We start from the raw sequence: 11,624 nt of genomic DNA on the forward strand, positions 1-11,624 counted from the left end.
CCCACCGTGGGTCCGCTTTGTCACGCTAACGCACGGTTGGCCCAACTTCGCGGGCGCCCGGTCGGGCCATCGCCAAGGATGACGCTCACCGGTGCTCCGCCCTCGGGACGGGCTCCGTACCGTCAGCGCACCTGGCCCGAGCCGGCTGCGACGACCGCCGAACGTGACCGTGTTCCGGGAGGATGCCGATGAGTACGACCGCGGCTGCGGGTCCGCAGCCAAAGTGGTGGAACGGCCCGGTCTCGGGTCTGCAGAAGATCGGCCGGAGCCTTCAGCTCCCGGTGGCGGTGCTTCCCGCGGCGGGTCTGCTGGTCAGCCTCGGCAACCTGTTCGACTCGTATCTGAACGGCCGGTTCTGGGACAAGACGTCCAAGGTCCTGCTCAACGGTGGTTCGGCGATCCTGGACGGCACGGTGGGCCTGCCGCTGCTGTTCTGCATCGGTGTGGCGATCGGTTTCGCGAAGAAGGCGGACGGCTCGACCGCGCTGGCGGCGGTGGTCGGTTTCCTGGTCTACCGGGGTGTGCTGTCGGCCTTCCCGGTGGACGGCTCGGTGACCGACAAGGCGCCGGAAGGTGTCCCGCAGAACCCGGGGGTGCTCGGCGGCATCCTCATCGGGTTGCTGACCGCGGTGGTCTGGCAGCGGTACCACCGTACGAAGCTGGTGGACTGGCTCGGGTTCTTCAACGGGCGCCGGCTGGTGCCGATCCTGATGGCGTTCCTCTGCGTGATTCTCGGTGTGGTCTTCGGTCTGCTGTGGCAGCCGGTGGGTGACGCGCTGACCTGGTTCGCCAAGCAGTTGATCGACCTCGGTGCGTGGGGTGCGGCCATCTTCGGCTTCGCCAACCGTCTACTGATCCCGATCGGCATGCACCAGTTCCTGAACACCTTCTTCTGGTTCCAGGCGGGCGACTTCACGGGCGCCGACGGCAAGACGGTGCAGGGCGACATCTCGCGGTTCTTCGCGGAGGACCCGACGGCGGGGCAGTTCACCTCGGGCTTCTTCCCGATCATGATGTTCGGTCTGCCGGCGGCGGCGCTGGCCATCGCGCACACGGCGCGGCCGGAGCGGCGCAAGGAGGTGGGGGGCCTGATGCTGTCGGTGGCCCTGACCTCGTTCGTGACGGGTGTGACGGAGCCGCTGGAGTTCTCGTTCATGTTCGTCGCGCCGCTGCTGTACGGCGTGCACGCGGTCCTGACGGGCGTCTCGATGGGTGTCACCTGGGCGTTCGGGGTCCATGCGGGCTTCAGTTTCTCGGCCGGTCTGATCGACCTGGTCGTCAACTGGCATCTGGACACGAAGCCATGGCTGTTGATCCCGATCGGACTCTGCTTCGCGGTGATCTACTACGTGATCTTCCGGTTCGCGATCATCAAGTTCAACATCCAGACCCCCGGGCGGGAGCCCGAGGAGGTGGAGAAGGAGATCGAGCGGGACGTCACGAAGTAGCGTCGCCCGCACCCGAGGGCCCCGGACCGTACGCACGTACGCGGTCCGGGGCCCTCCGCGCTCCCTATCCGCGCTCCCCCTCAGCGCCCCACCATGCCGTTGTTTCACACCAATTGCACCCTTTGCGTCTTAGGCTCGTCCCATGACTTCACCGACGACGCCCCGCATCCTCGATCTCGACCGTGAGCAGCTCGCCGCCCTGCGGGGGCGGAGGCTGACCACTTCGGTGGACGCCGCCGAGGGGCGGACGATGGTGGCCGAGGTGTTCGCGGACCGGGCGGTGCTCTCCGCCCGGTCCGGCGAGAACGGTGGTGGTGATGGGGGCGATCGGTACGAGCCAGGAGGGCGCGCACACGGACGTGGTGCCCCAGCTGGCCCTGAACGCCAAGGAGATCGGGATCGACGCCCATCGCATCGGGGACGCGTTCCTGCCGGGGACGGGCGATCCGGAGCTGCTGTACGCGTACTCCGTTGCGGTCCGCGGGCGTCGGCACACCTGGGAACCGGATGGCGCTGAGCGGTCGCGGCAGCCGCAGGTCCTGAGCCCGTGCCTGTGCCGATACCGATTCCTAGGCCGTGTCTGACAATTCGCGTCGGATCAGCGGGCGGTGTCCGGTGCGGTGCCTCGCAAGGCGGAGGACCGCCCGCGTACTGGATGTACGCGGGCGGTCCGACAACACCGCGAGGTGCCGTGCCGGGCGCCGACCGCCCGGCGGGAATTGTCAGACACGGCCTAGGGGCCGGGCGAGGGCCGGGCGAGGACCGACGAAAGCCGGGCGGCGCGCTCAGATCTCGTAGACGGCGCCCGGTACGGCGAGCTCGACGGGGCCTGCGTAGACCTCGCGGGCGTCCTCGATGTTGCGTTCGGCGTCGGTCCACGGCGGGATGTGGGTGAGTACCAGCCGTCCGGCGCGGGCGCGGGCGGCGCACTCCCCGGCCTCGCGTCCGTTGAGGTGGAGGTCGGGGATGTCCTCCTTGCCGTGGACGAACGATGCTTCGCACAGGAAGAGGTCGGCGTCCTCGGCGAGTTCGTCCAGGGACTCGCAGGCTCCGGTGTCGCCGGAGTAGGTGAGGGAGCGGCCGCCGTGTTCGATCCGGATGCCGAAGGTGTCGACGGGGTGGCAGAGCTTCTCCGTGCGGACGGTGAAGGGGCCGATCTCGAACCAGCCGGGCTTGAGCGTGCGGAAGTCGAAGACCTCGCCCATGGCGCGTTCGGACGGGGTGTCGGCGTGGGCGGTGGTCAGCCGGCGCTCGGTGCCCTCGGGGCCGTACACGGGGAGCGGGGCGGGGCGGGTGCCGTCGTTCGGGTAGTAGCGCACCACGAAGTACGCGCACATGTCGATGCAGTGGTCGGCGTGCAGGTGGCTGAGGAAGACGGCGTCGAGGTCGTACAGGCCGACGTGGCGCTGGAGCTCGCCGAGGGCGCCGTTGCCCATGTCGAGGAGCAGCCGGAAGCCGTCGGCCTCTACGAGGTAGCTCGAACAGGCCGATCCCGCGGACGGGAAGGAGCCGGAGCAGCCGACGACGGTGAGCTTCATGGAGCGTGGACCTCCGAGACGTGGCCACGGTGCGGCGGGTGGGTTCGGGGGGTGCGGGTCCGTCGAGCGTAAGGCGCGAATCTCCTGGTCGCTCCTCTGCGGCCTGCCGTTGTGGGGGAACTCACCTGTGCTGTCACCGGTTCGATGGAAGCCGGGGGACTTCGGGCGTGTGCCCGTTCGTACGGGGTCGTTCCGGTGTGCGGCGGTGGCGGGGCGGGCGCCGGTACGGTCGGGGGATGGAAACGTACTGGTGGGTGATTCTGGCCGTGCTGGTCGTGCTGGCGCTGGTGGCGTCGGTGGTGGACGGCCGGGGCCGGAGCGGTGCGCGGCGCCGGGGCGGTGAACGGGGTGCGGGGCGCCGTACGGGTGCCCGTCCGGGTGGTCGCACCGGGCCGCCGGGCCGTCCGTCGGAGCCGGGGCGGGGAGTCGGGGCAGGCCGGGGCCGTGGGGCGGGCCGGGTTCCGGAACCGGGTGAGATCTGGTGGGCCGAGGTGCCGTACGAGGACGGGCCGGGGTCGAAGGACCGGCCGTGCCTGGTGCTGTCGGTACGGGGCGGCCGGGCGGTCGTCGCGAAGATCACCAGTAAGCACCACGAGGAGCGGCCGGGGGTGATCGCGCTGCCGGACGGGACGGTGGGGGACGCGCGGGGGCGGCGGAGTTTCCTGGAGACGGACGAGCTGCGGGAGGTCGCGGTGGACGGCTTCCGGCGGCGGGTGGGCCGGGTGGACGCGGAGCTGTGGGGGCGGGTGCGGGGGCTGGGGTGATGTCCGGGGCGTACGCGGGTCGAGCGAGGGACCCGGGTACGCGGGTCGAGCGAGGGACCCGGGTACGCGGGTCGGGAGAGGGACCCGGGTACGCGGGTCGAGCGCGGGCCTGGGTACGCGGGGCGAGTGAGGGGCCCGGGTACGAGGGTTGTGCGCGAGGCCCGGGAAACGCGTAACGCCGACGCCCGGGTGCGGGCGTCGGCGTTGCGGGGACACGGTGCCGGGGCGGTCAGGCCCAGAGCTGGCCGTGCAGGGTCTCGATGGCGGCTTCCGTGGTCGGGGCCGTGTAGACGCCGGTCGAGAGGTACTTCCAGCCGCCGTCCGCGACGACGAAGACGATGTCCGCGCTCTCCCCGGCCTTGACGGCCTTCTGGCCGACGCCGATGGCCGCGTGGAGGGCTGCACCGGTGGAGACACCGGCGAAGATGCCTTCCTGCTGGAGGAGTTCGCGGGTGCGGGCGACGGCGTCGGCGGAGCCGACCGAGAAGCGGGTGGTCAGCACCGAGGCGTCGTACAGCTCGGGCACGAAGCCCTCGTCGAGGTTGCGGAGCCCGTAGACGATGTCGTCGTAGCGGGGTTCGGCGGCGACGATCCTGATGCCGGGCTTCTGCTCGCGGAGGTACCGGCCGACGCCCATGAGGGTGCCGGTGGTGCCGAGGCCCGCGACGAAGTGGGTGACGGACGGGAGGTCGGCGAGGATCTCGGGTCCGGTGGTGGCGTAGTGGGCGCCCGCGTTGTCCGGGTTGCCGTACTGGTAGAGCATCACCCAGTCGGGGTGCTGGGCGGAGAGCTCCTTGGCGACGCGGACGGCCGTGTTGGAGCCGCCGGCCGCCGGTGAGGAGACGATCTCGGCACCCCACATGGCGAGCAGGTCGCGCCGTTCCTGGGAGGTGTTCTCCGGCATGACGCAGACGATGCGGTAGCCCTTGAGCTTGGCCGCCATGGCGAGCGAGATGCCGGTGTTGCCGCTGGTCGGCTCCAGGATGGTGCAACCGGGCTTCAGGCGCCCGTCCTTCTCCGCCTGCTCGACCATGTGGAGCGCGGGGCGGTCCTTGACCGAGCCGGTGGGGTTGCGGTCCTCCAGCTTGGCCCAGATCCGGACGTCGTCGGAGGGCGAGAGCCTCGGCAGGCGGACCAGGGGGGTGTTGCCCACGGCCGCCAGGGGGGAGTCGTACCGCATCAGCGCATGCCGCCGGCGACGGCCGGGAGGATGGTGACGTTGTCGCCGTCGCTGAGCTTGGTCGCGATGCCGTCGAGGAAGCGGACGTCCTCGTCGTTGAGGTAGACGTTCACGAACCGGCGGAGCTGCTCGCCGTCGACGATGCGCTCACGGATGCCGTTGTGCCGGGTCTCCAGGTCGTGGAAGAGCTCGGCGAGGGTCTCGCCACTGCCTTCGACCGCCTTGGCGCCGTCGGTGTAGGTGCGAAGGATGGTCGGGATGCGGACCTCGATGGCCATGGCGTGGGCTCCTGTCGGAAGCGGGGTGGCGTGGCGCGCGTTTCAGCACCCGCGCGGGTGGTGGTACGTGAGGTGGGGCGCTCGGGCCGGGGCTCAGGCCGTGGGCCCGGTGGGCAGGCCGCGACCGGGACAGATCGCACTGGAATGCCTGCACAGGTCGACGTGCAGCCGCGCGACGAGCAGTGCGCCCGGCGTCATTTCGCTCACGTCATGGGAAACCATGCGGTCATCGTATCGATTCCCGTTCGGCAAACCCGAGTGTGATCTCACATCGCGGAACAAGACCGTTCATCATGCGGACTTCGCGCTCCGTGGCGCCCTGGTCGGCGGCGCCGGACGCACGGGGGCGGCGGGGCCCGGTGGGACCCCGCCGCCCGTGGATTGCGGTGTGCCGCCCGACGTACGCGGGTCCGGTGCGCCGGCTCAGTAGGCCGCGACGATCTCCACGTCTTCCTCCGTGATCACACCGTCCACGATGCGGTACGAGCGGAACTGGAACGGGCCCGCCTCGTCGGTGTCGGCGGTGGAGACGAGGACGTAGTGGGCTTCCGGCTCGTTGGCGTACGTCACGTCGGTGCGCGAGGGGTAGGCCTCGGTCGCGGTGTGCGAGTGGTAGACGACGACCGGCTCCTCGTCGCGGTCGTCCATCTCGCGGTAGAGCTTGAGGAGGTCGCCCGAGTCGAACTCGTAGAACGTGGGCGAGCGGGCGGCGTTGAGCATCGGGATGAAGCGCTCGGCGCGGCCCGTGCCGGCCGGTCCCGCGACCACGCCGCACGCCTCGTCGGGGTGGTCGGCGCGGGCGTGCGCGACGATTCTGTCGTACAGGGCCTGGGTGAGGGTCAGCATGGCGCCCAGGATAAGCAGGCGGGTCCCGGCCCACCGAGGTGCGGTGGGCCGGGACCCGGCCGGCCGGCCGCCGGGGCCGTTGGGGCGGCCGGGCGGCTCGTGGGAGAGGTGGTCATGGGCGCGGCAGCGGTGGTACGCGCCGCGCACGGTGGGGTGTTGGGCCCGCGCCGGGACGGGTGCGGGCGGGCGCCGGGGTCAGCGCTTGGCGAAGGCCGCGTTCTGCGGGTCGCGGGACCTGAGTGCCAGGTAGGAGACGCCGAGGAGGAGCGCCCAGAACGGGGCGCAGTAGAGCGAGATCCGGGTGTCCTTGTCGATGGCCATCATCACGACGACCACGCCGATGAAGGCGAGGGCGAAGCCGCTGGTGTACGGGGAGCCGGGGGCCCGGAACGCGGAGTGCGGGAGTTCGCCGCGGTCGGCGCGGGCGCGGTAGCGGAGCTGGCAGACGAGGATCATGATCCAGGCCCACATGCCGGAGATGGTGGCGAAGGAGACGACGTAGGTGAACGCCTGTCCGGGCCACTGGTAGTTGACCCAGACGCCGGCCAGCATGAGGGCGGCCGAGAAGGTGGTGCCGACGAGCGGGGTGCCGCTGCGGGTGAGCCGCGTGAAGGCGCGGGGGCCCTGGCCGTTGAGGGCGAGGTCGCGGAGCATGCGCCCGGTGGAGTACATCCCGGAGTTGCAGGACGACAGGGCGGCGGTGAGGACGACGAAGTTGACGATCCCGGCGCCGACGCCGAGGCCCATCTTCTGGAAGGCGGCGACGAACGGGGAGACGCCGGGCTCGAATTCGGCCCACGGCACCACCGACAGGATCATGATCAGCGCGCCGACGTAGAAGACGGCGATGCGCCAGGGCACGGTGTTGATCGCCTTGGGCAGCACGGTCTTCGGGTCCTTGGACTCACCGGCGGTGACGCCGACCAACTCGACGGCGAGGAAGGCGAACATGACGATCTGCAGGGTCATCAGGGTGCCGCTGATGCCGTGCGGGAAGAACCCGCCGTCGGACCAGAGATGGGTGACGGAGGCGGTCTCCCCGGCGTCGGAGAAACCGAGGGTGAGAATTCCGGCGCAGATGAGGATCATGCCGAGGATGGCGGTCACCTTGACCATCGAGAACCAGAATTCGAGCTCGCCGAACACCTTCACGGAGATGAGGTTGACTCCGTACAGCACCAGGGTGAAGAACAGTGCGGAGACCCACTGCGGAATGTTGAACCAGTAGGTCATGTACTGGGCGCCGGCGGTCACTTCGGTGATTCCGGTGACGACCCAGAAGAGCCAGTACGTCCAGCCGGTGACGAATCCGGCGAAGGGGCCGACGAATTCGCGCGCGTACTCCGAGAAGGAGCCCGACACCGGCCGGTACATGAGGAGTTCGCCGAGGGCGCGCATGATGAAGAAGATGACCAGGCCCGCTACGGCGTAGGCGAGGATCAGGCTGGGCCCGGCCTTGGCGATGGCCTTGCCCGCGCCGAGGAAGAGCCCGGTGCCGATGGCTCCGCCGATCGCGATCATCTGGATCTGGCGGGCGCCCAGGCCGCGCTGGTAACCCTCGCCGTTTCCGTGGGCGCCGGCGGAATCCCGGTCCGGCTGCCCACTGTCGACCTCTGCGGATGTCATGGTGCTGCGCCCTTTCTCCACGACGGGCCGCGGCCTTGTGGGGCCGTGGACCGTGTCCTGTTCCCCCCGGAATCGAATGGAGTGCCGCCGGCGGTCGGCCGGCGGACAGCGCCCCCGGGAAACAGGGATGGCGCCCCCGGCGGTCGTGAAGATCTATCACGGCCATCTCGGGGCACCCTCGGACATTCTGTGGCGCAGACCACAGGAAAAAGCGGACAAGGGTTTTGGGGCACTGCAAAAGCGGCCGTCCGGGTGACGCGATCGTTACCCGGATTTGAGGCTTTTCTGAGCCACTGGTCGCTTCCCGCGAAACACCGGGCGCGAGGTGCGCGGCGCATCGGGCGCGGGGTGCGTGGCGCACCGGCCGCACGGTGCGCGGCGGTCAGGGCACGGTCAGGACATCAGGGTTTCGACGAGGGTCTCCTGGAGGGCGCCGAGCCAGAGGTAGGCGAGCACCATCGGCTTGCGCGGGTCGCTGTCGGGGAGCCGGTAGAGGGAGCCCTCCTGGCCCTGGTCGTCGTCGCCGACCTCCAGCCGGGTGCCGATGGTGAGGCGCAGGTCGTTGAGGGCGCCGAGCCACTGGCGGGACTCGTCGGCGGTGAGGCGGAGTTCGCCGCTGCCGTCCTCGTCGGTGGTGACGGAGTCGAGGGAGCGTACGACGGCGAGGGCGTCCTCGCGCTTGCGGGCGCGCAGGTCGATCTCGGTGAAGCGGCGGAACTCGGAGGAGGCTTCGCGCAGTTCCTTGTCGTCGTCGCCGTACGCGTCGGGGAAGAGTCGGGCGAGGGCGGGGTCGGTGGGCGGTTCGCTGGGGCCTTCGGCGAAGAGGGCGGCGAGCGGGTCCGATCCCTCGGCGGCCTGGTCCCCGGGGCCGACGAGTTCGAGCAGCTGGACGGCGAGGGAGCGCAGGATGGAGATCTCCACCTCGTCGAGCGCGACGGCCGCGCCGCCGTCGGGGGTGGCCTCGAAGTGGCCGGCCATGGGTTCTCCGTTACTGGGGCGGGGGCGTGGGGCGGGCGGTGTACGGAGTCAGTTGCGGTCCTGGGTGAGTGTGGCCCAGAGCCCGTAGCCGTGCATGGCCTGGACGTCGCGCTCCATCTCCTCGCGGCTTCCGCTGGAGACGACGGCGCGGCCCTTCTGGTGCACGTCGAGCATGAGCTTGTGGGCCTTGTCCTTGGAGTAGCCGAAGTACGCCTGGAAGACGTACGTCACGTAGCTCATGAGGTTGACCGGGTCGTTGTGCACCAGCGTCACCCAGGGGACGTCGGGCTCGGGGACGGCGAAGGTCTCCTCGGCCGACTCGGGACGTTCGATCTCTACGGGGGAAGCGACGCTCACCCCTCCCATGCTGCCACTCGATGGGTCACCGCGCACAAACGGACCCCACATCTCGTCACTCTGACGAAATGTGGAGTAGCATCCCGGTCATGAACTCAGCGGACCTGGGGCGACGGGTCGGAGTGCCGTCGACCGCACTCTTCACCGACCAGTACGAACTCACGATGGTGCAGGCGGCCCTCAAGGCGGGCACGGCCGACCGGCGCTCCGTCTTCGAGGCGTTCACCCGGCGGCTGCCCGAGGGGCGGCGGTACGGCGTCCTGGCGGGGACCGGACGGGTGCTGGACGCCGTGGAGAACTTCCACTTCGACGACGAGATGATCGCGTTCCTGCGCCAGCAGGAGGTCGTGGACGAGCCGACCCTCGAATGGCTGGCGGGCTTCCGCTTCAGCGGTGACATCTGGGGCTACCCGGAGGGCGAGGTCTACTTCCCCGGCTCACCGGTGCTCCGGGTGGAGGGCTCGTTCGCCGAGTGCGTGCTGCTGGAGACGGTGGTGCTGTCGATCCTCAACCACGACTCGGCCATCGCCGCCGCCGCGTCCCGGATGTCGGCCGCGGCGGGCGGCCGGGGCCTGATCGAGATGGGGGCGCGCCGTACGCACGAGCTGGCGGCGGTCGCCTCCGCCCGCGCCGCGTACGTGGGCGGCTTCCACACCACGTCCGACCTGGCGGCGGGCTTCCGCTACGGCATCCCGACCGTGGGTACCAGCGCGCACGCCTTCACCCTGCTGCACGACACCGAGCGGGACGCCTTCCGGGCGCAGGTGGAGTCGCTGGGCCGGGGCACCACGCTGCTGGTGGACACCTTCGACGTGGCCGAGGCGGTCCGTACGGCCGTGGAGGTCGCCGGACCCGAGCTGGGCGCCGTACGCATCGACTCCGGGGACCTGCTGCTGGTCGCTCACCGGGTGCGGCAGCAGCTGGACGAGCTGGGCGCGACGGAGACGAAGATCGTGGTCACCTCGGACCTGGACGAGTACGCCATCGCCTCGCTGGCCGCCGCGCCGGTGGACGCGTACGGGGTGGGGACGCAGCTGGTCACCGGCAGCGGCAGCCCGACCTGTTCGATGGTCTACAAGCTGGTGGCGCGGGCCGCGTCCGCCGATCCGGCCGCTCCGCTGACGCCGGTGGCGAAGAAGTCGCTGGGCGCCAAGTCGTCGATGGGCGGGCGCAAGTGGGCGGCCCGCCGCCTCGACGCGCAGGGCGTCGCCGAGGCGGAGGTGGTCGGCACCGGTCCCGTACCGGCGGAGCTGGCCGGCCAGGAGCTGCTGGTGGAGCTGGTGCGGGGCGGCGAGGTGGTGGCCCGGGAGTCGCTGGAGGCGGCCCGCGAGCGGCACATCGCGGCGCGCGCGGCGCTCCCGATGTCGGCGTTGCAGCTGTCCCGGGGCGAGCCGGTGCTGCCGACCGAGTACGTCTGAGCCCGGGTCCGGCCGGCGGTCGGTCCGTACCCCGGCGGCCGGACCGTACCGGAGGGGCGGCCGGTGCGTACCGGAGGGTACGTACGTCTCCCGCGTCGGCCCTCGATTACCTAGGCTCGGTACCCACCGGTACCCACCCCCCGCAGCCATTCGCTCCCCCACCGAAGGACACCCGCCATGCACCGCGCGTTGATCGTCGTGGACGTTCAGAACGATTTCTGTGAGGGCGGCAGCCTCGCCGTCGCCGGTGGCGCCGACGTGGCCGCCGCGATCACCGATCTGATCGGTGAGGCCCAGGCCGGTTACCGCCACGTGGTGGCCACCCGGGACCACCACGTCGACCCGGGCGACCACTTCTCGGCCACGCCCGACTTCGAGCACTCGTGGCCGGTGCACTGCGTGGCGGGTACGGAGGGGGTGGGGTTCCACCCGAACTTCGCGCCCGCCGTGGCCTCCGGGGCGATCGACGCGGTGTTCGACAAGGGTGCGTACGCGGCGGCGTACAGCGGTTTCGAGGGGCTCGACGAGAACGCGGTGGGGCTGGCGCAGTGGCTCCGCGACCACCAGGTCACCGAGGTGGACGTGGTGGGCATCGCCACCGACCACTGCGTGCGGGCGACCGCGCTGGACGCGGCGCGCGAGGGCTTCGCCACCCAGGTGCTGCTGGACCTGACGGCGGGTGTCGCGGCGCCCACCACCGCGCGGGCCTTGGAGGAGCTCCGCGCGGCGGGTGTGGCGCTGTCGGGCGAGCCGGTCGTCGCCTGACGGGAGGCTACGCGGCGGGTCTGGCCGGGCCCGGGTGTCCGGCCGGGCCCATCAGGGCGCGGATGGGGTGCCAGAGCTCCTGGGCGGTCTGTGGGGCGTCCCGCCAGAGCAGGCCGTCCGGGTGGTGCAGCACGGCGGTGATCTCGTCCGGGGTGGGCGGCTGGCTGTTGCCCCGGAGGTAGACCGCGCGCAGTCCGAGGTTGCGCAGCCGGGTGAGGGCGCGGGCCCGGTTGGCCGCGTGGACGAGTATCCGTACGGGGGCGCCGGGACGGGCCCCGTGGGGCGGACGGGCCAGGGTGAGTGCCACCACCACCGAGCCGTCCGGCAATCTGCTGAATCCTCCGCCTGCCATGCTTCGCGCTCCCCCGTGAGACGTCGTGTCAATAAGGATCGGAATAAGAGGCACCTAAACACGATCGGCCGCCG

General features: G+C 70.9%; 15 protein-coding genes. 5 read left to right on the plus strand and 10 right to left on the minus strand.

The window, feature by feature from the left end:
• Positions 1-188 precede the first annotated feature (188 nt).
• Positions 189-1,448 (plus strand): PTS transporter subunit EIIC, encoded by a 1,260-nt coding sequence (locus OG599_RS12225; RefSeq protein ID WP_327176009.1) that lies wholly within the window; start codon positions 189-191, stop codon positions 1,446-1,448.
• A 148-nt stretch (positions 1,449-1,596) separates the two neighbouring features.
• Here OG599_RS12225 and OG599_RS12230 read toward each other — a convergent pair whose 3' ends face one another.
• The gene (locus OG599_RS12230; RefSeq protein WP_327176010.1) at positions 1,597-1,863 is read right to left on the minus strand and encodes a hypothetical protein; all 267 of its coding nucleotides are present in this window, start codon (positions 1,861-1,863) and stop codon (positions 1,597-1,599) included.
• Here OG599_RS12230 and OG599_RS35455 point away from each other — a divergent pair.
• Entirely contained in the window at positions 1,766-2,032 is a 267-nt protein-coding gene (locus tag OG599_RS35455) for a DUF7916 family protein (RefSeq protein WP_442809423.1), read from the plus strand. The genes OG599_RS12230 and OG599_RS35455 overlap by 98 nt on opposite strands.
• Before the next feature lie 201 nt (positions 2,033-2,233).
• Here OG599_RS35455 and OG599_RS12235 read toward each other — a convergent pair whose 3' ends face one another.
• Complete coding sequence (locus OG599_RS12235; protein ID WP_327176011.1) at positions 2,234-2,986, minus strand: MBL fold metallo-hydrolase; 753 nt, start codon at positions 2,984-2,986, stop codon at positions 2,234-2,236.
• Positions 2,987-3,222: 236 nt separating this feature from the next.
• Between OG599_RS12235 and OG599_RS12240 the strand changes: the two genes are divergently transcribed.
• On the plus strand, positions 3,223-3,750 hold the full coding sequence (locus OG599_RS12240) for a type II toxin-antitoxin system PemK/MazF family toxin (RefSeq protein ID WP_327176012.1): 528 nt from the start codon (positions 3,223-3,225) through the stop codon (positions 3,748-3,750).
• Positions 3,751-3,979: 229 nt separating this feature from the next.
• On the opposite strand, the gene OG599_RS12245 is transcribed toward OG599_RS12240, so the two are convergent.
• The 7 genes from OG599_RS12245 to clpS all read right to left on the minus strand — a co-directional run bounded on the left by OG599_RS12245 (position 3,980) and on the right by clpS (position 9,024).
• On the minus strand, positions 3,980-4,930 hold the full coding sequence (locus OG599_RS12245; protein WP_327176013.1) for a PLP-dependent cysteine synthase family protein: 951 nt from the start codon (positions 4,928-4,930) through the stop codon (positions 3,980-3,982).
• On the minus strand, positions 4,930-5,208 hold the full coding sequence (locus OG599_RS12250; RefSeq protein ID WP_327176014.1) for a MoaD/ThiS family protein: 279 nt from the start codon (positions 5,206-5,208) through the stop codon (positions 4,930-4,932). Before OG599_RS12250 ends, OG599_RS12245 begins: the two co-directional genes overlap by 1 nt.
• 93 nt (positions 5,209-5,301) lie before the next feature.
• Positions 5,302-5,430, minus strand: a complete 129-nt coding sequence (locus OG599_RS12255) for a putative leader peptide (RefSeq protein ID WP_327176015.1) — start codon at positions 5,428-5,430, stop codon at positions 5,302-5,304.
• 201 nt (positions 5,431-5,631) lie between these two features.
• The gene (locus OG599_RS12260) at positions 5,632-6,054 is read right to left on the minus strand and encodes a M67 family metallopeptidase (RefSeq protein WP_327176016.1); all 423 of its coding nucleotides are present in this window, start codon (positions 6,052-6,054) and stop codon (positions 5,632-5,634) included.
• Positions 6,055-6,249: 195 nt separating this feature from the next.
• Complete coding sequence (locus tag OG599_RS12265; protein ID WP_327176017.1) at positions 6,250-7,680, minus strand: amino acid permease; 1,431 nt, start codon at positions 7,678-7,680, stop codon at positions 6,250-6,252.
• 393 nt (positions 7,681-8,073) lie between these two features.
• Positions 8,074-8,658, minus strand: a complete 585-nt coding sequence (locus OG599_RS12270) for a DUF2017 domain-containing protein (protein WP_327176019.1) — start codon at positions 8,656-8,658, stop codon at positions 8,074-8,076.
• Positions 8,659-8,706: 48 nt separating this feature from the next.
• The gene (gene clpS, locus OG599_RS12275) at positions 8,707-9,024 is read right to left on the minus strand and encodes an ATP-dependent Clp protease adapter ClpS (protein ID WP_327176020.1); all 318 of its coding nucleotides are present in this window, start codon (positions 9,022-9,024) and stop codon (positions 8,707-8,709) included.
• Between the two features lie 80 nt (positions 9,025-9,104).
• Here clpS and OG599_RS12280 point away from each other — a divergent pair, with 80 nt between their 5' ends.
• Together OG599_RS12280 and OG599_RS12285 are read left to right on the plus strand one after the other, a co-directional pair.
• Positions 9,105-10,433, plus strand: a complete 1,329-nt coding sequence (locus OG599_RS12280; protein WP_327176021.1) for a nicotinate phosphoribosyltransferase — start codon at positions 9,105-9,107, stop codon at positions 10,431-10,433.
• Positions 10,434-10,610: 177 nt separating this feature from the next.
• Positions 10,611-11,198, plus strand: a complete 588-nt coding sequence (locus OG599_RS12285; RefSeq protein ID WP_327176022.1) for an isochorismatase family protein — start codon at positions 10,611-10,613, stop codon at positions 11,196-11,198.
• A 7-nt stretch (positions 11,199-11,205) separates the two neighbouring features.
• Here OG599_RS12285 and OG599_RS12290 read toward each other — a convergent pair whose 3' ends face one another.
• Positions 11,206-11,550 carry a hypothetical protein gene (locus tag OG599_RS12290; protein ID WP_327176023.1) on the minus strand — a complete coding sequence of 115 codons (345 nt, stop codon included), beginning with the start codon at positions 11,548-11,550 and terminating at the stop codon, positions 11,206-11,208.
• Positions 11,551-11,624: the final 74 nt, after the last annotated feature.

Source organism: Streptomyces sp. NBC_01335 (genome assembly GCF_035953295.1).
Classification (GTDB): domain Bacteria; phylum Actinomycetota; class Actinomycetes; order Streptomycetales; family Streptomycetaceae; genus Streptomyces.